At 58.8% G+C, this 21,092-nt stretch carries 19 protein-coding genes, 1 rRNA gene and 1 pseudogene; 13 read left to right on the top strand and 8 right to left on the bottom strand.

The features are described 5' to 3' along the window. Nucleotides 1-4: 4 nt before the first annotated feature. The 12 genes from ACP7E4_RS07430 (at nucleotide 5) to nuoN (ending at nucleotide 14,530) form a co-directional block, all read left to right on the top strand. Complete coding sequence (locus ACP7E4_RS07430; protein ID WP_020290204.1) at nucleotides 5-679, top strand: NuoB/complex I 20 kDa subunit family protein; 675 nt, start codon at nucleotides 5-7, stop codon at nucleotides 677-679. A 74-nt stretch (nucleotides 680-753) separates the two neighbouring features. Beyond that, entirely contained in the window at nucleotides 754-2,535 is a 1,782-nt protein-coding gene (nuoC, locus tag ACP7E4_RS07425; protein ID WP_426115295.1) for an NADH-quinone oxidoreductase subunit C/D, read from the top strand. Between the two features lie 2 nt (nucleotides 2,536-2,537). Then, nucleotides 2,538-3,035 carry an NADH-quinone oxidoreductase subunit NuoE gene (gene nuoE / locus ACP7E4_RS07420; RefSeq protein WP_020290202.1) on the top strand — a complete coding sequence of 166 codons (498 nt, stop codon included), beginning with the start codon at nucleotides 2,538-2,540 and terminating at the stop codon, nucleotides 3,033-3,035. Next, nucleotides 3,032-4,390 (top strand): NADH-quinone oxidoreductase subunit NuoF, encoded by a 1,359-nt coding sequence (gene nuoF / locus ACP7E4_RS07415; protein WP_331152172.1) that lies wholly within the window; start codon nucleotides 3,032-3,034, stop codon nucleotides 4,388-4,390. The genes nuoE and nuoF overlap by 4 nt, the downstream gene beginning before the upstream one ends. A gap of 135 nt (nucleotides 4,391-4,525) precedes the next feature. Continuing rightward, nucleotides 4,526-7,243, top strand: a complete 2,718-nt coding sequence (nuoG, locus tag ACP7E4_RS07410) for an NADH-quinone oxidoreductase subunit NuoG (protein WP_426115297.1) — start codon at nucleotides 4,526-4,528, stop codon at nucleotides 7,241-7,243. After that, nucleotides 7,240-8,247 carry an NADH-quinone oxidoreductase subunit NuoH gene (gene nuoH / locus ACP7E4_RS07405; RefSeq protein WP_065833767.1) on the top strand — a complete coding sequence of 336 codons (1,008 nt, stop codon included), beginning with the start codon at nucleotides 7,240-7,242 and terminating at the stop codon, nucleotides 8,245-8,247. The genes nuoG and nuoH overlap by 4 nt, the downstream gene beginning before the upstream one ends. Nucleotides 8,248-8,258: 11 nt before the next feature. After that, on the top strand, nucleotides 8,259-8,807 hold the full coding sequence (gene nuoI, locus ACP7E4_RS07400) for an NADH-quinone oxidoreductase subunit NuoI (protein ID WP_020290198.1): 549 nt from the start codon (nucleotides 8,259-8,261) through the stop codon (nucleotides 8,805-8,807). A gap of 9 nt (nucleotides 8,808-8,816) precedes the next feature. After that, nucleotides 8,817-9,326, top strand: coding sequence for an NADH-quinone oxidoreductase subunit J (gene nuoJ / locus ACP7E4_RS07395; protein WP_426115300.1), 510 nt, complete (start codon nucleotides 8,817-8,819; stop codon nucleotides 9,324-9,326). Further along, complete coding sequence (gene nuoK, locus ACP7E4_RS07390) at nucleotides 9,323-9,631, top strand: NADH-quinone oxidoreductase subunit NuoK (protein ID WP_020290196.1); 309 nt, start codon at nucleotides 9,323-9,325, stop codon at nucleotides 9,629-9,631. The genes nuoJ and nuoK overlap by 4 nt, the downstream gene beginning before the upstream one ends. Next, the gene (nuoL, locus tag ACP7E4_RS07385) at nucleotides 9,628-11,481 is read left to right on the top strand and encodes an NADH-quinone oxidoreductase subunit L (RefSeq protein WP_426115302.1); all 1,854 of its coding nucleotides are present in this window, start codon (nucleotides 9,628-9,630) and stop codon (nucleotides 11,479-11,481) included. Before nuoK ends, nuoL begins: the two co-directional genes overlap by 4 nt. A 39-nt stretch (nucleotides 11,482-11,520) precedes the next feature. Beyond that, nucleotides 11,521-13,053, top strand: coding sequence for an NADH-quinone oxidoreductase subunit M (gene nuoM / locus ACP7E4_RS07380; protein WP_426115304.1), 1,533 nt, complete (start codon nucleotides 11,521-11,523; stop codon nucleotides 13,051-13,053). A 7-nt stretch (nucleotides 13,054-13,060) separates the two neighbouring features. After that, nucleotides 13,061-14,530, top strand: coding sequence for an NADH-quinone oxidoreductase subunit NuoN (nuoN, locus tag ACP7E4_RS07375; RefSeq protein ID WP_426115306.1), 1,470 nt, complete (start codon nucleotides 13,061-13,063; stop codon nucleotides 14,528-14,530). A 58-nt stretch (nucleotides 14,531-14,588) separates the two neighbouring features. Here nuoN and ACP7E4_RS07370 read toward each other — a convergent pair whose 3' ends face one another. From ACP7E4_RS07370 to ACP7E4_RS07340, 7 genes and pseudogenes are all read right to left on the bottom strand, one after another. Continuing rightward, a complete protein-coding gene (locus tag ACP7E4_RS07370; RefSeq protein ID WP_426115307.1) occupies nucleotides 14,589-15,653 on the bottom strand; it encodes an AI-2E family transporter in 1,065 nt (354 codons plus the stop codon). Between the two features lie 169 nt (nucleotides 15,654-15,822). Further along, nucleotides 15,823-16,578: a methyl-accepting chemotaxis protein gene (locus ACP7E4_RS07365; RefSeq protein WP_426224883.1), complete on the bottom strand. Its 756-nt coding sequence runs from the start codon at nucleotides 16,576-16,578 to the stop codon at nucleotides 15,823-15,825. Between the two features lie 102 nt (nucleotides 16,579-16,680). Next, a pseudogene (locus ACP7E4_RS07360) lies at nucleotides 16,681-17,412 on the bottom strand (cache domain-containing protein); the annotation flags it as partial. 227 nt (nucleotides 17,413-17,639) lie between these two features. Further along, entirely contained in the window at nucleotides 17,640-18,965 is a 1,326-nt protein-coding gene (locus tag ACP7E4_RS07355; RefSeq protein WP_426115309.1) for a sensor histidine kinase, read from the bottom strand. Continuing rightward, on the bottom strand, nucleotides 18,962-19,630 hold the full coding sequence (locus ACP7E4_RS07350) for a response regulator transcription factor (RefSeq protein WP_426115311.1): 669 nt from the start codon (nucleotides 19,628-19,630) through the stop codon (nucleotides 18,962-18,964). Before ACP7E4_RS07350 ends, ACP7E4_RS07355 begins: the two co-directional genes overlap by 4 nt. Continuing rightward, on the bottom strand, nucleotides 19,630-19,938 hold the full coding sequence (locus tag ACP7E4_RS07345) for a PepSY domain-containing protein (RefSeq protein ID WP_426115313.1): 309 nt from the start codon (nucleotides 19,936-19,938) through the stop codon (nucleotides 19,630-19,632). The genes ACP7E4_RS07350 and ACP7E4_RS07345 overlap by 1 nt, the downstream gene beginning before the upstream one ends. Then, the gene (locus ACP7E4_RS07340) at nucleotides 19,939-20,247 is read right to left on the bottom strand and encodes a PepSY domain-containing protein (protein ID WP_426115315.1); all 309 of its coding nucleotides are present in this window, start codon (nucleotides 20,245-20,247) and stop codon (nucleotides 19,939-19,941) included. Between the two features lie 251 nt (nucleotides 20,248-20,498). Here ACP7E4_RS07340 and queD point away from each other — a divergent pair, with 251 nt between their 5' ends. After that, nucleotides 20,499-20,855, top strand: coding sequence for a 6-carboxytetrahydropterin synthase QueD (queD, locus tag ACP7E4_RS07335; protein WP_080290856.1), 357 nt, complete (start codon nucleotides 20,499-20,501; stop codon nucleotides 20,853-20,855). Between the two features lie 125 nt (nucleotides 20,856-20,980). On the opposite strand, the gene rrf is transcribed toward queD, so the two are convergent. After that, nucleotides 20,981-21,092: ribosomal RNA gene (rrf, locus tag ACP7E4_RS07330) — 5S ribosomal RNA — on the bottom strand; the annotation flags it as partial.

Genomic DNA, 21,092 nt, shown 5'->3' with positions numbered 1-21,092 from the left:
GGCGATGCAATACAATCTCACCAGGATCGACCCGGATGCTCCCAATGAAGAGTATCCAATCGGCAAGCGGGAAACTGTTTCCGATCCGTTAGAAGACCAAGTCCACAAAAACATCTACATGGGCAAGCTGGAAGACGTGCTGAACGGTGCAGTCAACTGGGGGCGTAAAAACTCCCTGTGGCCGTACAACTTCGGCCTGTCGTGCTGCTATGTGGAAATGACCACCGCCTTCACGGCGCCCCACGACATCGCCCGCTTCGGCGCCGAGGTTATCCGGGCATCACCGCGTCAGGCGGATTTCATGGTTATTGCCGGGACCTGCTTCATCAAGATGGCGCCGATCATTCAGCGTCTCTACGAGCAAATGCTCGAACCCAAGTGGGTCATCTCCATGGGTTCGTGCGCCAACTCCGGTGGCATGTACGACATCTATTCCGTGGTTCAGGGCGTGGACAAGTTCCTGCCCGTGGATGTCTATGTGCCTGGCTGCCCGCCCCGCCCCGAAGCATTTCTGCAAGGCTTGATGCTGTTGCAGGAATCCATCGGCCAGGAGCGTCGCCCTCTGTCCTGGGTCGTCGGTGAACAAGGCGTGTATCGCGCCGAGATGCCGTCGCAAAAGGAACAGCGCCGCGAACAGCGAATCGCAGTGACCAATCTGCGCAGCCCCGACGAAGTCTGATCCAGTTCTGCTCCTGTTAAAGAGACGAGAACCTGGCTTCATTCTTTACGTTGACCGAAAGCGATAAAAAAATCATGACTACAGGCAGTGCTCTGTACATCCCGCCTTACAAGGCTGACGACCAAGATGTCGTCGTTGAACTGAACAACCGTTTTGGCGCCGAAGCGTTCAGCGCCCAGCCGACCCGCACTGGCATGCCTGTGCTGTGGGTCGAGCGCGCGCGGTTGATCGAAGTGCTGACGTTCCTGCGTCAGCTGCCCAAACCCTACGTCATGCTGTACGACCTGCATGGCATGGACGAGCGTCTGCGTACCAAGCGTCAAGGCTTGCCGGGCGCCGACTTCAGCGTGTTCTACCACTTGCTGTCGATCGAGCGTAACAGCGACGTGATGATCAAGGTCGCCTTGTCCGAGAGCGACCTGAGCGTGCCGACGGTGACTGGCATCTGGCCAAACGCCAACTGGTACGAGCGCGAAGTCTGGGACATGTTCGGTATCGACTTCCCTGGTCACCCGCATCTGACCCGGATCATGATGCCGCCGACCTGGGAAGGTCACCCGCTGCGCAAGGACTTCCCGGCCCGTGCCACCGAATTCGACCCGTTCAGCCTGACCCTTGCCAAACAGCAACTGGAAGAGGAAGCCGCGCGTTTCCGTCCGGAAGACTGGGGCATGAAGCGTTCCGGCACGAACGAAGACTACATGTTCCTCAACCTGGGTCCGAACCACCCTTCGGCCCACGGTGCGTTCCGCATCATCCTGCAGCTGGACGGTGAAGAAATCGTCGATTGCGTTCCCGACATTGGTTACCACCACCGTGGTGCCGAGAAAATGGGCGAGCGTCAGTCCTGGCACAGCTTCATCCCGTACACCGACCGGATCGATTACCTCGGCGGCGTGATGAACAACCTGCCGTACGTGCTTTCGGTAGAAAAACTGGCCGGCATCAAGGTGCCGGAGAAAGTCGACGTCATCCGCATCATGATGGCGGAGTTCTTCCGGATCACCAGCCACCTGTTGTTCCTGGGTACTTACATCCAGGACGTGGGCGCGATGACTCCGGTGTTCTTCACCTTCACCGACCGGCAAAAAGCCTACACGGTGATCGAAGCCATCACCGGTTTCCGCCTGCACCCGGCCTGGTACCGGATCGGCGGCGTCGCGCACGACCTGCCGCGCGGCTGGGAAAAGCTGGTCAAGGATTTCGTCGAGTGGATGCCCAAGCGTCTGGACGAATATCAAAAGGCGGCTCTGGACAACAGCATCCTGCGCGGCCGGACCATCGGCGTCGCGGCGTACAACACCAAGGAAGCGCTGGAATGGGGCGTCACTGGCGCCGGCCTGCGTTCGACCGGTTGCGATTTCGACATCCGTAAAGCGCGGCCGTACTCGGGTTACGAGAACTTCGAATTCGAAGTGCCGCTGGCCGCCAACGGTGATGCCTATGACCGCTGCATCGTGCGTGTCGAAGAAATGCGCCAGAGCATCAAGATCATTGATCAGTGCATGCGCAACATGCCGGAAGGCCCGTACAAGGCGGATCACCCGCTGACCACGCCGCCGCCGAAAGAGCGCACGCTGCAACATATCGAAACCTTGATCACGCACTTCCTGCAGGTTTCGTGGGGCCCGGTCATGCCAGCCAACGAATCCTTCCAGATGATCGAAGCGACCAAGGGCATCAACAGTTATTACCTGACGAGCGACGGCGGCACCATGAGCTACCGTACCCGGATCCGCACCCCAAGCTTCCCGCATCTGCAACAGATCCCTTCGGTGATCAAAGGCAGCATGGTCGCGGACTTGATCGCGTACCTGGGTAGTATCGATTTCGTTATGGCCGACGTGGACCGCTAAGCATGAATAGCCCGCTTATCCAGACAGACCGTTTCGCCCTCAGCGAAACCGAGCGCTCGGCCATCGAGCATGAGTTGCATCACTACGAAGACCCGCGTGCGGCGTCTATCGAAGCCCTGAAAATCGTGCAGAAGGAACGTGGCTGGGTGCCTGACGGTGCCATTTATGCCATTGGCGACCTCCTGGGCATTCCCGCCAGTGACGTTGAAGGCGTGGCAACGTTCTATAGCCAGATCTTCCGCCAGCCGGTTGGCCGCCACATCATCCGGGTCTGCAACAGCATGGTCTGCTTCATTGCCGGTCACGAGTCAGTGGTCGAAGAAATCCAGAACTCCCTGGGCATTGCGCCAGGCCAGACCACTGCCGACGGGCGTTTCACCCTGTTGCCGGTCTGCTGCCTGGGTAACTGCGACAAGGCTCCGGCCGTGATGGTCGACGATGACACTTTCGGTGACGTGCAGCCTTCGGGCGTTGCCAAGATGCTGGAGGGTTACCCATGACCATCACTTCCTTCGGCCCCGCCAATCTCATTGCGCGCACGGCAGAAACCCATCCGCTGACCTGGCGCTTGCGCGATGACGGCGAGCCGGTCTGGCTCGACGAATATCAGGCCAAAGACGGCTACGCAGCTGCCCGCAAGGTGTTTGCCGAGCAATCGCCTGATGAAATCGTGCAGTCCGTGAAGGACTCCGGCCTCAAGGGTCGCGGCGGCGCGGGCTTCCCCACAGGTGTGAAGTGGGGGCTGATGCCTAAAGACGAATCCATGAACATCCGCTATCTGCTGTGCAACGCGGATGAAATGGAGCCCAACACCTGGAAAGACCGGATGTTGATGGAACAGCTGCCGCACCTGTTGGTGGAAGGCATGCTGATCAGTGCGCGGGCCTTGAAAGCCTACCGCGGCTATATCTTCCTGCGTGGCGAATACGTCACCGCTGCCAAGCATTTGAACCGCGCCGTGGCCGAAGCCAAGGCGGCGGGCTTGCTCGGCAAGAACATTCTCGGCACTGGTTTTGACTTCGAGCTGTTCGTGCACACCGGTGCCGGGCGTTACATCTGCGGTGAAGAAACCGCGCTGATCAACTCCCTGGAAGGCCGCCGCGCCAACCCGCGTTCCAAGCCGCCCTTCCCCGCCGCTGTTGGCGTGTGGGGCAAGCCGACCTGCGTGAACAACGTCGAAACCCTGTGCAACGTGCCAGCCATCGTTGGCAACGGTAACGACTGGTACAAATCCCTGGCCCGCGAAGGCAGTGAAGACCACGGCACCAAGCTGATGGGTTTCTCCGGCAAGGTGAAGAACCCTGGCCTGTGGGAACTGCCTTTCGGCGTGCAGGCCCGCGAGTTGTTCGAAGACTACGCGGGCGGCATGCGCGATGGCTTCAAGCTCAAGTGCTGGCAGCCAGGCGGCGCCGGTACCGGCTTCCTGTTGCCGGAGCATCTGGACGCGCAAATGTATGCCGGCGGCATCGCCAAGGTCGGTACGCGGATGGGTACCGGTCTGGCCATGGCGGTCGACGACAAGGTCAACATGGTTTCGCTGTTGCGCAATATGGAAGAGTTCTTCTCGCAGGAGTCGTGCGGTTTCTGCACACCTTGCCGCGATGGCTTGCCGTGGAGCGTGAAGATTCTGCGCGCCATCGAGAAAGGTCATGGTCAGCCGGGGGATATCGAAACCCTGCTGGGCCTGGTGAACTTCCTCGGCCCTGGCAAGACCTTCTGCGCCCACGCACCGGGCGCCGTGGAACCTCTGGGCAGTGCGATCAAGTACTTCAGGCCTGAATTCGAGGCAGGTATCGCGCCAGCAGTGGCGGGCAGCCTGACCCAGGTCATCAGCCCGACCCTGGTTGGCGCATAACAAGACAGACCGGTCGGCGGCCCACAAGGCTGCCGTCCTTATCCGACTGCGCCATGACAGGCTGTTTGAGTCGGATAGCACCGAGATTCCATTAGCCACGCCCGCTGACACCGGGCCAACGAAGAACTTTGAACCATGGCCACTATCCACGTAGACGGCAAAGCGCTCGAAGTCGACGGTGCAGACAACCTGTTACAGGCTTGTCTGTCGCTAGGCCTCGACATCCCTTATTTCTGCTGGCATCCCGCCCTTGGCAGCGTTGGCGCCTGTCGCCAGTGCGCGGTCAAGCAGTACACCGACGAGAACGACACCCGTGGTCGCATCGTCATGTCCTGCATGACGCCCGCCACCGACAACACCTGGATTTCCATCGAAGACGATGAATCCAAGGCCTTCCGCGCCAGTGTCGTCGAATGGCTGATGACCAACCACCCGCACGACTGCCCGGTCTGCGAAGAAGGTGGTCACTGTCATTTGCAAGATATGACCGTGATGACCGGCCACAACGAGCGCCGTTATCGCTTCAGCAAACGCACTCACCAGAATCAGGACCTCGGCCCGTTCGTCGCTCACGAGATGAACCGCTGTATCGCCTGCTACCGCTGCGTGCGCTTCTATAAAGACTACGCGGGCGGCACTGACCTCGGCGTATTCGGCGCCCACGACAACGTGTACTTCGGACGCGTCGAAGACGGCACTCTGGAAAGCGAGTTCTCCGGCAACCTCACCGAGGTCTGCCCGACCGGCGTGTTCACCGACAAGACTCACTCCGAGCGCTACAACCGTAAATGGGACATGCAGTTTTCGCCAAGCATCTGCCACGGCTGCTCAAGTGGCTGCAACATCAGCCCCGGCGAGCGTTACGGCGAGATCCGCCGGATCGAAAACCGCTTCAACGGCTCGGTAAACCAGTATTTCCTGTGTGACCGTGGTCGTTTCGGCTATGGCTATGTGAACCGCGAAGACCGCCCACGCCAGCCGCTGCTGGCTGACGGCCAGGTCAAACTGAGCCTCGACGGTGCCCTGGACAAGGCTGCCGAGCTGCTGCGCGGTCGCAACATTGTCGGTATCGGCTCACCGCGCGCCAGTCTGGAAAGCAACTTTGCCCTGCGTGAACTGGTAGGCGCCGAGCATTTCTACTCCGGCATCGAAGCCGGTGAACTGGAGCGTCTGCGCCTGATCCTCAAGGTGCTGAACGACAGTCCGCTGCCGGTTCCGACCTTGCGCGACATCGAAGACCACGACGCGATTTTCGTGCTCGGCGAAGACTTGACCCAGACCGCTGCGCGCATGGCTTTAGGGCTGCGTCAGGCTGTCAAAGGCAAGGCTGAAGACATGGCCGCAGCGATGAAAGTCCAGCCGTGGCTCGACGCCGCCGTGAAAAACATCGGTCAGCACGAACTGAATCCACTGTTCATCGCCAGCCTGGCAGAAACCAAGCTCGATGATATCGCCGAAGAATGCGTTCACGCAGCGCCGGACGATCTGGCCCGTATCGGTTTCGCCGTAGCCCACGCGCTGGATGCCAGCGCACCCGCCGTGACCGGTCTGGACAGCGAAGCATTGGCGTTGGCGCAACGCATTGCCGATGCCCTGCTGGCCGCCAAGCGTCCACTGATCATTTCCGGTAGCTCGCTGGGCTCTACCGCATTGATCGAAGCCGCGGCCAACATCGCCAAGGCGCTGAAACTGCGTGACAAGCAAGGCTCCATCAGCCTGATCGTGCCGGAAGCCAACAGCATGGGTCTGGCGATGTTCGGCGGTGATTCCGTTGACGCTGCCCTGCAAGCGGTGATTTCCGGTCAGGCCGACGCCATCGTGATCCTTGAAAACGATCTGTACCGTCGCGTTGATGCGGCTACGGTCGATGCCGCATTGAACGCCGCCAAAGTGGTAATCGTTGCGGACCATCAGAAAACTCCGACCAGCGAACGCGCTCACCTGATCCTGCCAGCGGCCAGCTTCGCGGAAGGCGACGGCACTTTGATCAGCCAGGAAGGCCGCGCCCAGCGCTTCTTCCAGGTGTTCGATCCGACTTACCTGGATGCCAGCATTCTGGTTCACGAAGGCTGGCGCTGGCTGCATGCTCTGCGTTCGACCCTGCTGAACAAGCCGGTTGACTGGACTCAACTCGATCACGTCACCGCCGCCTGTGCTGCAAGCACGCCGCAACTGGCCGGGATCGTCAACGCTGCGCCGTCCGCATCGTTCCGCATCAAAGGCTTGAAACTGGCGCGCGAACCGTTGCGCTACAGCGGCCGGACCGCCATGCGTGCCGATATCAGCGTGCATGAGCCACGCACTTCCCAGGACCAGGACACCGCGTTCGCGTTCTCCATGGAAGGCTACTCGGGTTCGGTCGAGCCTCGTCAGCAAGTGCCATTCGCCTGGTCTCCGGGCTGGAACTCGCCGCAAGCCTGGAACAAGTTCCAGGACGAAGTCGGTGGTCATTTGCGTGCAGGCGATCCGGGCACTCGCCTGATCGAAAGCACCGGCGACGCACTTTCCTGGTTCGCCAGCGTACCGGGCGCATTTTCGCCAGCGCGCGGCACTTGGCAAGTGGTGCCGTTCTACCACCTGTTCGGCAGTGACGAGACTTCGTCCCTGGCTGCGCCGGTGCAGGAGCGTATTCCAGAAGCTTATGTCGCTATCGCCAAATCTGAAGCTGATCGCCTTGGCGTCAACGACGGCGCTCTGCTGAGCTTGAGCGTTGCCGGCCAGACCTTGCGTCTGCCGCTGCGCATCAACGAAGAGCTGGGTGCCGGTCTTGTTGCACTGCCAGCCGGTCTGGCCGGCATTCCGCCTGCCGTGTTCGGCAAAACCGTTGATGGTCTGCAGGAGGCAGCGCTATGACCTGGTTCACACCTGAAGTGGTCGACGCGATCATCTCGGTAGTCAAGGCGATTGTCATTCTGCTGGCCGTGGTGGTCTGCGGTGCATTGCTCAGCTGGGTCGAGCGTCGCTTGCTCGCCCTCTGGCAGGATCGTTACGGCCCGAACCGGGTTGGCCCTTTCGGTGCCTTCCAGATTGCCGCCGACATGATCAAGATGTTCTTCAAGGAAGACTGGACGCCGCCGTTCGCTGACAAGGTGATCTTCACCCTGGCGCCGGTCGTGGCCATGAGTGCCTTGCTGATCGCCTTCGCCATCATCCCGATCACCCCGACCTGGGGCGTGGCGGACCTGAACATCGGTTTGCTGTTCTTCTTCGCCATGGCCGGTCTGTCGGTGTATGCGGTGCTGTTCGCTGGCTGGTCGAGCAACAACAAGTTCGCCTTGCTCGGCAGTCTGCGGGCTTCGGCCCAGACCGTGTCTTATGAAGTGTTCATGGGCCTGTCGCTAATGGGGATCGTTGCGCAGGTCGGTTCGTTCAACATGCGCGACATCGTTGAATACCAGGCCCAGAACCTGTGGTTCATCATTCCGCAGTTCTTCGGCTTCTGTACGTTCTTCATCGCAGGCGTTGCAGTGACTCACCGTCACCCATTCGACCAACCGGAAGCCGAGCAGGAACTGGCCGACGGTTATCACATCGAATATGCCGGTATGAAGTGGGGGATGTTCTTCGTTGGCGAATACATCGGGATCGTGCTGATCTCGGCGTTGCTGGTGACGCTGTTCTTCGGCGGCTGGCATGGCCCGTTCAACATCCTGCCTTCGCTGGCCTTTGTCTGGTTCGCCTTGAAGACCGCGTTCTTCATCATGCTGTTCATCCTGCTGCGCGCATCGATTCCGCGCCCACGGTATGACCAGGTGATGGATTTCAGCTGGAAATTCTGCCTGCCGCTGACCCTGATCAATCTGTTGGTGACCGCCGCGGTCGTGTTGCTGAACACGCCCGCCGGCGTGGCTCAGTGAGGATATAAACCATGCTCAAGTATTTGTTCAATATCGTGCATGGCACCTACACCCAGCTTCGCAGCCTGGTGATGGTGTTCTCACATGCATTTCGCAAGCGTGACACGTTGCAGTACCCGGAAGAGCAGGTTTACTTGCCGCCGCGTTACCGTGGCCGCATCGTCCTGACCCGTGATCCCGACGGCGAAGAGCGTTGCGTGGCGTGCAACCTGTGCGCGGTGGCCTGCCCGGTCGGCTGTATCTCGCTGCAGAAAGCCGAGACTGACGACGGTCGCTGGTATCCAGAGTTCTTCCGTATCAACTTCTCGCGGTGCATTTTTTGCGGCCTTTGCGAAGAAGCCTGCCCGACCACGGCAATCCAGCTGACACCGGATTTCGAAATGGCCGAGTTCAAGCGTCAGGATCTGGTCTACGAGAAGGAAGATCTGCTGATCTCCGGCCCCGGCAAGAACCCCGACTACAACTTCTATCGCGTCGCCGGCATGGCCATCGCTGGCAAGCCTAAAGGCTCTGCGCAGAATGAAGCCGAACCGATCAACGTCAAGAGCTTGCTGCCTTAAGGAAGAAAGATGGAATTCGCTTTCTATTTCGCATCGGGTGTCGCTGTGGTGTCCACTCTAAGAGTGATCACCAACACCAACCCGGTGCACGCCCTGCTCTACCTCATCATTTCACTGATCGCCGTGGCGATGACATTTTTCAGCCTCGGCGCACCCTTTGCCGGCGTGCTGGAAGTCATCGCTTATGCAGGCGCGATCATGGTGCTCTTCGTCTTCGTGGTGATGATGCTCAACCTGGGTCCGGCTTCGGTTCAGCAGGAACGGACCTGGCTCAAGCCCGGCATCTGGATCGGCCCGGTCATCCTCGGCACGCTGTTGCTGGCTGAACTGCTGTACGTGCTGTTCAGCAGTTCGACCGGCGCCAGCATCGGCCACACCACTGTCGATGCAAAAGCGGTCGGTATCAGTCTGTTTGGACCGTATCTGCTGGTGGTGGAACTCGCCTCGATGCTGCTGCTCGCTGCAGCCGTCACGGCATTCCATCTGGGCCGTAACGAGGCGAAGGAGCCAAGCCAATGAATGCAATCCCTCTGGAACACGGCCTGGCTGTCGCCGGTATCCTGTTCTGCCTCGGCCTGGTCGGCCTGATGGTGCGCCGCAACATACTCTTCGTGCTGATGAGCCTGGAGATCATGATGAACGCAGCTGCACTGGCGTTCGTTGTTGCCGGTAGCCGCTGGGCGCAGCCGGATGGACAGATTATGTTCATCCTGGTGATCAGCCTCGCAGCCGCCGAGGCCAGTATTGGTCTGGCGATCCTGATGCAGCTGTATCGCCGCTTCCACACTCTCGATATCGACGCTGCCAGCGAGATGCGCGGATGAACCTTCTCTTTCTGACTTTCGTATTTCCCCTGATCGGTTATCTGCTGCTGTCGTTCTCTCGCGGACGCATCTCGGAAAACCTCGCGGCGCTGATCGGCGTCGGCTCCATCGGGCTGTCGGCCATTGTTTCGGCCTGGGTCATCTACCAGTTCAACGTTGCGCCGCCTGATGGCGGTCACTACACCCAGGTGCTATGGCGCTGGATGACGGTGGATGGCTTTGAACCGAACTTCGCACTGTATCTGGATGGTCTTTCCGTCACGATGCTCGGCGTCGTGGTCGGTGTCGGCTTCCTGATCCACCTGTTTGCATCGTGGTACATGCGTGGCGAGGCGGGTTACTCACGCTTCTTCGCGTACACCAACCTGTTCATCGCCAGCATGCTGTTCCTGATTCTGGGCGATAACCTGTTGTTCCTGTACTTCGGCTGGGAAGGCGTGGGCCTATGCAGCTATCTGTTGATCGGTTTCTACTACAGCAACCGCAACAACGGTAACGCCGCACTCAAAGCCTTTATCGTGACCCGGATTGGCGATGTGTTCATGGCCATTGGCCTGTTCATCCTGTTCCAACAACTGGGCACCCTGAACGTGCAAGAGTTGCTGGTTCGGGCGCCGGAGCACTTCAAGGTCGGTGACTTCTGGATTGTGCTGGCGACCCTGATGTTGCTCGGCGGTGCAGTCGGTAAATCCGCGCAACTGCCGCTGCAAACCTGGCTGGCGGATGCGATGGCCGGTCCTACTCCGGTTTCGGCACTGATCCACGCTGCAACCATGGTGACCGCAGGCGTCTACCTGATCGCCCGTACTCACGGCCTGTTCGCGCTGGCTCCGGACATCCTGCATCTGGTCGGCATTGTCGGCGGCGTTACCCTGGTGCTGGCAGGTTTTGCAGCACTGGTGCAAACCGACATCAAACGTATCCTCGCCTACTCGACCATGAGCCAGATCGGCTACATGTTCCTGGCGCTGGGCGTCGGTGCCTGGGAAGGCGCGATCTTCCACCTGATGACGCACGCGTTCTTCAAGGCGCTGCTGTTCCTCGCATCCGGTGCGGTAATCGTTGCCTGCCACCACGAGCAGAACATCTTCAAGATGGGCGGCCTGTGGAAGAAACTGCCACTGGCCTACACCAGCTTCATCGTCGGCGGCGCGGCCTTGTCTGCCCTGCCGCTGCTGACCGCCGGCTTCTACTCCAAGGACGAAATTCTTTGGGAAGCCTTCGCCAGCGGCAACCATGCGCTGCTATATGCAGGTCTGGTCGGCGCATTCATGACTTCGCTGTACACCTTCCGCCTGATCTTCATCGCCTTCCATGGTGAAGCCAAGACCGAAGCCCACGCAGGTCACGGTATCGCTCACTGGCTGCCGCTGTCGGTGCTGATCATTCTGTCGACCTTCATCGGCGCCATGATCACGCCGCCACTGGCTGATGTATTGCCGCAAAGCGTCGGCCATGCCGGCGGCGACGCCAAGCACAGTCTGGAAATCGCTTCGGGCGCCATCGCCCTGGCCGGAATTCTGCTGGCAGCCTTGCTGTTCCTCGGCAAGCGCCGTCTGGTTACTGCCATTGCCAACAGCGGGCCGGGACGTTTCCTCTCGGCCTGGTGGTTCGCGGCATGGGGCTTCGATTGGGTTTACGACAAGCTGTTCGTCAAACCTTATCTGGCTATCAGCCATGTGCTGCGTGGCGATCCGCTGGATCGCACCATTGGTTTGATCCCACGTCTGGTCAAGGGGGGTCATGACGCCATGAGCCGCACCGAAACCGGCCAACTGCGTTGGTACGCTGCTTCGATTGCCGTAGGTGCCGTACTGGTACTCGGCGCCGTCGTTGTGGTTGCGGTCTGACATGAACCTTGCGAATTTGCGAAAGGAATTGAGCCCGTCATGATTCTGCCTTGGCTAATCCTGATCCCCTTTATCGGCGGCCTGCTGTGCTGGCTGGGTGAGCAATACAGCTCCACCCTGCCGCGCTGGATCGCGCTGCTGACCATGTCCCTCGAACTGGCCCTGGGCCTCTGGTTGTGGAGTACTGGCAACTTCAGCTACGCACCGGCTCCCGGCGCCGATCCAACCTGGGCGCTTGAATTCAAGCACCTGTGGATCTCCCGCTTCGGTATCAGCGTGCACCTGGCGCTGGACGGTCTGTCGCTGCTGATGATCCTGTTGACCGGCCTGCTCGGCATTCTGTCGGTGCTGTGCTCGTGGAACGAGATCCAGCGCAAGGTCGGCTTCTTCCACCTGAACCTGATGTGGATTCTGGGCGGCGTCATCGGCGTGTTCCTCGCCATCGACCTGTTCATGTTCTTCTTCTTCTGGGAAATGATGCTGGTGCCGATGTACTTCCTCATCGCGCTCTGGGGTCACAGCTCATCGGACGGCAAGAAGACTCGAATCTACGCTGCGACCAAGTTCTTCATCTTCACTCAGGCCAGCGGCCTGATCATGTTGGTGGCGATCCTGGGTCTGGTGTTGGTCAACTTCAACCAGACCGGCGTGATCACCTTTGATTACGCCACGCTGTTGAAGACCCAACTGGCGCCGGGCACTGAATACATCCTGATGATGGGTTTCTTTATCGCCTTTGCGGTGAAGCTGCCGGTGGTGCCTTTCCACTCCTGGCTGCCGGACGCTCACGCCCAGGCGCCAACAGCGGGTTCGGTCGATCTGGCCGGTATCTTGCTGAAAACCGCCGCGTACGGTCTGTTGCGCTTCGCCTTGCCGTTGTTCCCCAACGCATCGGCTGAGTTCGCGCCAATCGCGATGGTGCTGGGCCTGATCGGCATTTTCTACGGTGCTTTCCTGGCGTTTGCCCAGACTGACATCAAGCGTCTGATTGCCTATTCCAGCGTCTCGCACATGGGCTTCGTCCTGATCGGGATTTATTCCGGCAGCCAGCAAGCGCTGCAAGGCGTTGTGGTGCAGATGATTGCCCACGGCCTGTCGGCAGCTGCGTTGTTTATCCTCAGCGGTCAATTGTACGAACGCATGCACACTCGGGACATGCGTGAAATGGGCGGCTTGTGGTCGCGCATCGCCTATCTGCCGGCGATCAGCCTGTTCTTCGCTGCCGCCTCTCTGGGTCTGCCGGGAACCGGTAACTTCGTCGGTGAATTCCTGATCCTGCTGGGCAACTTTGTCGCCTCGCCATGGATCACGGCAATCGCCACTTCCGGTCTGGTGTTTGGCTCCGTCTACTCACTGATCATGATCCACCGCGCCTACTTCGGACCGTCCAAATCGGACGAGGTCCTCAAGGGCATGGACGCGCGGGAACTGATCATGGTGCTGGGACTTGCCGTATTGCTGGTGGTGCTCGGGGTTTACCCGCAGCCGTTCCTCGATACTTCGGCAGCGACCATGCATGGCGTGCAGCAATGGCTCGGCACCGCCTTCACTCAACTCGCTTCGGCCCGGTAAGAGCGCTATGGACCTGACGATTCAACACTTTATTGCGCTTGCGCCGCTGCTGATTACCAGCGCCACGATTGTCGTGGTGATGCTGGCAATCGCGTGGCGCCGCAATCACTCGCAAACATTCCTGCTGTCCGTTGCAGGCCTCAACCTGGCATTGCTGTCGATCTACCCGGCGCTGAAAGTCGCCCCGCTGGTCGTCACGCCACTGCTGCACATCGACAGCTTTGCCTGTCTGTACATGGCGCTGATCCTGGCTTCGACCCTGGCCTGTGTGACCATGGCTCACGCCTATCTCGGCGACGGCAAGGTTGGCTATCCCGGCAATCGCGAAGAGCTTTACCTGCTGATCCTGATGGCCGCTGCTGGTGGCATGGTTCTGGTCAGCGCGCAGCACCTGGCCGGATTGTTCATCGGTCTGGAGCTGCTGTCGGTGCCGGTGTACGGGCTGGTGGCGTATGCCTTCTTCAACAAGCGCTCGCTGGAGGGCGGCATCAAGTACATGGTCCTCTCGGCCGCAGGCTCCGCTTTCCTGCTGTTCGGCATGGCGCTGCTGTACGCCGAAGCCGGCACTCTGAGCTTCGACGGGATTGGCAAGGCGCTGGCAGCAACAGGCCTGCCGAGCCCTATCGCAAGTCTGGGCCTGGGCATGATGCTGGTCGGCCTGGCGTTCAAACTGTCGCTGGTGCCTTTCCACTTGTGGACGCCAGACGTCTACGAAGGCGCCCCTGCCCCGGTAGCAGCCTTCCTGGCAACCGCCAGTAAAGTCGCAGTGTTTGCCGTGCTGGTGCGTTTGTTCCAGATTTCCCCGGCAGCCAGCAGCGGTGTGCTGCATGACGTACTGGCGGTCATCGCCGTTGCGTCGATCCTCGTGGGCAACCTGCTGGCACTGACTCAGACCAACCTCAAGCGTCTGCTGGGTTATTCGTCCATCGCTCACTTCGGCTATCTGATGATCGCGCTGGTTGCCAGCAAAGGCATGGCGGTTGAAGCGATTGGCGTTTATCTGGTGACCTACGTCATCACAACCCTGGGCAGCTTCGGCGTCATCACCATGATGTCGTCGCCTTACAGCGGTCGTGATGCCGACGCGATGTTCGAATATCGCGGCCTGTTCTGGCGCCGTCCGTACCTGACTGCCGTGATGACCTTGATGATGCTGTCCCTGGCGGGCATTCCGCTGACTGCGGGCTTCATCGGCAAGTTCTACATCATCGCTACCGGTGTCGAAGCGCACCTGTGGTGGCTGACCGGCTCGCTGATCATCGGTAGCGCGATTGGCGTGTTCTACTACCTGCGCGTGATGGTCACCTTGTATCTGGTTGATTCGAAACTGCCGCGTCACGACGCACAGTTCAACTGGGCACAACGGACTGGCGGCGTCATGCTGCTGGCCATCGCTATCCTGGCATTCGCCTTGGGCATTTACCCGCAACCCCTGCTTGATCTGGTATTGCACGCGGGTCTGCAAGTCGCGAGCTGATCCGACCCGTATAAAAAAACCTGCTCACATGAGCAGGTTTTTTTTGGACTGATGAAAGCTAGCCTGGCAAGCGCACGGTTTTTTTGGCCCCGACGAACAGGCCCCAGGTCGACATGAACAGCGCCGCGACCATTGGGCCGATGACGAAGCCGTTCAGGCCGAATACCGCCATGCCGCCCAGGGTTGAGATCAGGATCAGGTAATCCGGCATCTTGGTGTCCTTGCCCACCAGAATCGGGCGCAGGACGTTGTCCACCAGACCAATCACGAATACCCCGAACAGCGAGAGCACTACGCCCTGCCAGATCATGCCGCTGAGCAGGAAGTACGCCGCAACTGGCGCCCAGACGATCCCCGCCCCGACCGCTGGCAACAGCGACAGGAACGCCATGATGACCGCCCAGAGTAATGCGCTGGGAATGTCGAGACTCCAGAAGATAAACCCGCCCAAAGCGCCCTGAGTGATCGCCACTACGACGTTGCCTTTGACCGTGGCGCGAACCACCCGGGTGAACTTCAGTTGCAGGCGACGCTTCTGCGGTTCGGCCAGTGGCACGGCGATACGAATCTTGCGTACCAGTTCCTGGCCGTCGCGCAGAAAGAAGAACAGCAAATAAAGCATGATGAAGAAGCTCACCACGAAATCGAACGTACCCTGCCCAAAGCTGAAAGCTTGAGTCGCAAGGTACTGGCTGCCCTGCATTGCCCCCTTGGCAATTTTGTCGCGCAGACCGTTCAGGTCACCCATGCCGAGGCGATCAAGCCAGTGCTGCAGGTACGGTGGCAGCAATTGTTTGAATTCAGCCAGATAGCTGGCGATATCCAGCTGCCCGCTTTCCACGTTTTTGTACAACGTGGCGCCCTCTTGAACCAGCAAGGCGCTGATGACAATGACTGGCAGGATGGCGATCACCAGACAAATCAACAGCGTGCACAAGGACGTCAGGTTCCGTTGCCAGCCGAATCGCAGCAGCAAGCGACGTTGCAGCGGAGCAAAGATGATGCCGAGGATCACAGCCCAGAATACCGCTCCGTAAAACGGCAGCAGGATCCAGACGAATGCGATGGTGACCAGCACCAGCAACATCAGTAAGGTTTTGTATTGCAACGTGGTTTCGTTCATGTCCTTTCCATGTCAGAGGCCCGCGAATCGCTGGACCTAGTGCTTAGTCCGCCAATCCACGGGCAAGTGCCATCATCCTGGCAATCAGCGAACTGATTGCTTGAGGATGGTGGAACAATGCTTGTCGAGTCAGGATTTCGGACAGGGCGCGCGCGCGCCCTGGAAAGGATCAGACGCGGAACTGGTTTACCAGCGCGCCCAGGCGACGGCCAAGGTCATCCAGATTGCGAGAAGTTTCGGCGCTCTGGCGGGTCTCGTCGGCCACGATATCAACGGCCGAAGCGATCTGGTGCACGCTGCGATTGATCTCTTCAGCTACGGCAGTCTGTTCTTCGGCCGCACTGGCAATTTGCGCGTTCATCGAGTTGATGGTGCCGATCAACTGGCCGATTGTATCCAGCGACGCACCTGCCTGATTGGCTTGCACGGAAGTGCCATCGCCGGCCTCGCTGGAGCGGCGCATGGCATCTACTGCCGTCTGCGTGCCCTTTTGCAGTCGATCGATCATCCCCTGAATTTCCTGGGTGCTTTGCTGAGTGCGACTGGCCAAGGCCCGCACTTCATCAGCCACCACCGCAAACCCACGCCCCGCTTCCCCGGCCCGCGCCGCTTCAATGGCGGCGTTGAGGGCAAGCAGGTTGGTCTGCTCGGCAATGGAGCGAATCACGCCGAGTACGCTGACAATTGAGGAAACGTCCTGCTGCAGGCTGTCCAGGGACGTGCCGCTATTACGGATATCCTCCACCAGCGCATGAATCTGCTTGATGCTGCCGTCCACCACACGCTTGGCAGACTGACCTTGCTCGTCAGTCTGCTGCGCGGCGACCGATGCGCCCTGTGCACTTTTCGCCACTTCCTGGGCTGCCGCAGACATTTCGTTGATCGCGGTAGCCACCTGATCCGTTTCGTGGCGCTGACGCTCCATCGCTTGTTCGGAACGTTGCGCCTGACTGGAAACCTGACCGACAAGCCCGGTCAACTGCGTTGTCATACCCGCGATTTGCTGCACCAGACCGTGGATTTTGTCGACGAAGCGGTTGAAGGATCCGGCAAGGTCACCAAGCTCGTCCTGGCTGGTAATCGCCAGGCGGCGAGTCAGATCACCCTCCCCTGCGGCGATGTCATCAAGATTGGCTTTCATCAGGCGAAGTGGGCGCAACAGCGTGCCCGCGAGGATGGTTCCGACTGCGGTGATGATGATCAGCACCAGCACAGCGATGCCAATGATGCTAAGCAGCATCTCCTGCAGACGTGCTTCGACGCTTGTTTCAACCACCGCAAGCTGAGCGTCGATGCCATCCAGATTTACCGATGACCCGACCGCCATGTCCCATTTAGGCAAATACTCGGTGTACCCGAGTTTTGGCAACAGCTCGGTTTTGCCCGGCAGCGGTGATGAATAAAGGAGGTAATGCGTACCGGCTTTGGCAACGGCGACCAGTTCGTTGTTGACATAAACGCCGTTGGGATCACGGGCGTCCTTGAAACTTTTGCCGATGCCATCCGGACTGCTGGCCTTGAACAGGCGCACCGATTGGGAATCGTAACCGAAGAAGTAGCCGTCTTTGCCGTAGGTGATATTAGAGAGCAGCTTGATGACCTGAGCGCGTGCAGCGTCGTCACCCGGCGCAGCAGCGTCGTAGATCGGCTTGATGGCGGTCATGGCGACCGCGACATAACTTTGCAGGGTCGACTTGGCTTCCGAGAGCAAACGCTCGCGCGTCTCACTGACCTCGCGCTTTGCCTGCTCGCGGAGCATGACGACGGTCGCAACGCTGATCACCAGCGCAAATATCAGCACCGGCAGCACCGCCAGCGAAAGTACTTTGGCTTTCAGGCTAATACGCATAGAGCTCCAGGAATCAGTTTGTTTTTATTGAGAAAACTGCAGTTACCTGTTTAACGGCCATTTGTCCGAAAAGTTGAGAATCCTCCGAATTGTTCGTAGGACCAAACCTTTATCGACCGCAGAAGTGTTGCACAGCCTCAGAGCAAGACCGGACCCAACGGCAGATCGATACGTACTTGTAATCCGCCTAGCGGACTTTCCAACAGCCTGAGTTCGCCACCCCAGGCCTGGATGATGTCTCGCACAATACCCAGGCCCAATCCGTGCCCGGTGATTTGCTCATCCAGCCGGGCGCCGCGGCTGAACACTTCCTCCCGTCTGGATTCAGGAATCCCCGGACCATCATCGTCAACCAACAAGCAAAAGCCCTGCTGCTGCTCAGTAATCGTCAGCAGCACCTCGCTGTCAGCCCACTTGCAGGCGTTGTCCATCAGGTTGCCGAGCAGCTCCAGGATGTCTTCGCGGTCCCAGGGCAGGCACAGACCGCTGGCCACCTTGGTCGCCAGCTCAAGATGATCGCCGTGAATCATGCGTAACGTCGCCAGCAGCCCCCCGAGTTCTGCATCGCAGTCGAAATGCGCGCCGGGTAAGGCATCTCCGGACAAGCGTGCCCGATTGAGTTCGCGAACCAACCGCTGCTCAATGTGCTCCAGCTGTTCGCGCAAGGTATTGCGCAATGCGGGGTAGGCATCTAGCTGGGAATTCGATGCCAGGCTGACTAGCACGGCCAGCGGGGTTTTCAGCGCATGCCCGAGATTGCCCAAGGCGTTACGGGAGCGCTTGAGGCTGTCTTCAGTGTGGGCAAGCAGATGATTGATCTGGGCAACAAGCGGCTCCAGCTCAAGCGGCACCTCACTATCAAGTTGCGATCGCTTGCCCTGTTGCAGCTGGAATATCTGCTTGCGAACATTCTCCAACGGCCTCAATGCACGACGTACGGTAACGCGCTGCAGAACAAGAATGACCAGCAGCGCCGTAAGTCCGAGCCCAAGGCCAAATTGCTGTACACGCTGGAAGCTGGCTCTGACGGGGGTGTAATCCTGTGCGACGGTGATCGAAATAGATTGCCCGAACTTGCGATATTCCGTGTTGAGCAACAACAGGGATTGGCCGGTCGTGCCCAGCTCAAGATTGGCATGCAGCCCGACGCCGTCGAGGTCAGGCAACTCAAGGTCCCACAGCGACCTGGACCGCCAGTGCCCTTGTTCGAAGTCCACGCGAAAGTAATGACCCGAGTAAGGTCGCTGATACGCCGGAGACAAGCGATGCTCATCAAGTTGCAAGCCGGTTGGCCCACGCACGAGCGCAACCAAGAGGTTTTCGCTCTCGTTACGCAGGCCTGCTTCAAGATAACGCTGCAAGCCAAGTTCAAATAGCCACAGGCTGGTTTGCGCCAGAATCACGCATACGACCACCATGACGCTGATCAGCCCCAGGCTGAGACGTCCCTGAATAGACTTCAAACAGGCGCTCCGCCAAATCGATAACCCTGGCCCCGGCGGGTTTCTATGACGGCCTTGCCAAGCTTGCGACGCAGGTGATTGACATGCACCTCAATCACATTGGAATCACGTTCATTTTCTCCGTCGTACAAGTGTTCAGCCAAATGACTCTTGGACAGGATCTGTTCGGGGTGAAGCATGAAGTAGCGCAGCAGCCGGAACTCTGCGGAAGTCAGCTGGATATCTACGCCATCACTGCTGACGCTTTGCCGTCCCTCATCAAGATGAAGGCCTGCGGACTCCAGACGGGGTTGATTGGCGAGTCCATGGGCGCGTCGCAACAGCGCCTGAATGCGCAACTGCAATTCTTCAGGATGAAACGGCTTGGTCAGGTAGTCATCCGCCCCAGCCTTGAGTCCTTCGATACGCTCGGACCATGATCCCCTGGCGGTCAGAATCAATACCGGGATGACGAGTCCCGAGGCGCGCCATTGCTCCAGAACCTGTAAACCCTGAAGGCCGGGAAGCCCCAGATCCAGGACGATCAAATCATAAGGTTCACTCTGGCCCTGATGCACCGCATCGCGGCCATCAGCGAGCCAGTCAACGGCATAACCCTGCTTACCCAGGCCGACCAGTAGCTCATCGGCTAATGGAACGTGATCTTCCACCAATAACAAGCGCATCAGTCATCTTCCTCGTCTTTCAAAAGTCGGCTGTCACGCGCATCGAACTTCAGTTCACGGACAACGCCTTCCCTGGTCAGCACCTCAAACTCATACACATAGACGCCGTGTTTCTCTTCAAGCTCGGCTTCGAGCAGCCTGGCGCCGGGATAACGCCCCAAGGCCAAATCGACCAGTTGTTCGAGCGGCAGGATGACACCGGTCTGACGCAAGGTCAGTGCTTCGTCTTGATCAAGGTCTCGTGCTTGCCCAGCGACGCACACCAGCATCAGGCCGCAGACGACTGCGAGACGCTTTTCAACTGTCATCTACTTGTCCTGATGGTCCTTGAGTATGGCGCCATTGGTGGCATCTACCTCCACGTCCCACTCAATACCTTGCGCATCACGCAAGTCGACCTGATAAACGTGTTTACCGTACTCTTCGTCCAGTTCGCTATCAGTAATGGTGGCGCCGGGGTGCGTGGTTAGCGCTGCGGCCTCCAACTGTTGCGTTGATTGAATGATGCCGGAGGCGCGCAATTTCGCTGCTTCCTCCTGACCAATATCGCGGCCGAAGGTCATACCGGCAGAGCAGACGAACAAAGCGGCAGTGAAAAGGGTTATCAATGTCTTCATTATCGATCTCCACTGAGACATTTGTTTTCCAGATTCAGAGGATACCCCGCTCAACTTAATTGAAGCTGAATCTGTCTGGCCAGAGGCCATCAACACAGATTTCGACATCCATTGATGCAAAGCGCGCGTTCGTCAGTATCGCAGGCAGGAGTCTGGAAGCGGTTTTAAACGCATCCGTCAAACCATTGCTGATAAACTCGTTGACTGCACGTATCGCTACGGCGATCGCCATTTTTAAGAGTTGATTGATTGTGGAAATTTTTAAAGAGTTTACCTTCGAGTCCGCCCATCGCCTTCCTCACGTGCCCGAGGGCCACAAGTGTGGCCGCCTGCACGGGCACTCGTTTCGGGTGGCAATCTATCTAGCGGGCGATGTCGATCCGCACACCGGGTGGATACGTGATTTTTCGGAGATAAAAGCAATCTTCAAACCTCTCTATGAACGCCTCGATCACAACTATCTGAACGACATTCCAGGCCTGGACAATCCAACCAGCGAAAACCTGGCGAAGTGGATTTGGAACGAGCTCAAGCCACTGTTGCCCGAACTCTCTGCAATTCGCATCCATGAAACCTGCACCAGCGGGTGCGAGTATCGCGGCGACTGACGCTGCGATAGATAAGAAGCCACCCAATGAGGTGGCTTTTTTATGGCTGCGATTTGAGGGCGTATAAATCGAGCAGACAAACAAAACCCCTGAACGCGTAAGCGATCAGGGGTTCTGCAATTCAATCTTGACGATGACCTACTCTCACATGGGGAAACCCCACACTACCATCGGCGATGCATCGTTTCACTGCTGAGTTCGGGATGGGATCAGGTGGTTCCAATGCTCTATGGTCGT

This window comes from Pseudomonas sp. DSP3-2-3, from assembly GCF_049898225.1.
GTDB lineage: Bacteria > Pseudomonadota > Gammaproteobacteria > Pseudomonadales > Pseudomonadaceae > Aquipseudomonas.
This window is presented reverse-complemented; position numbering and strand designations above follow the sequence as displayed.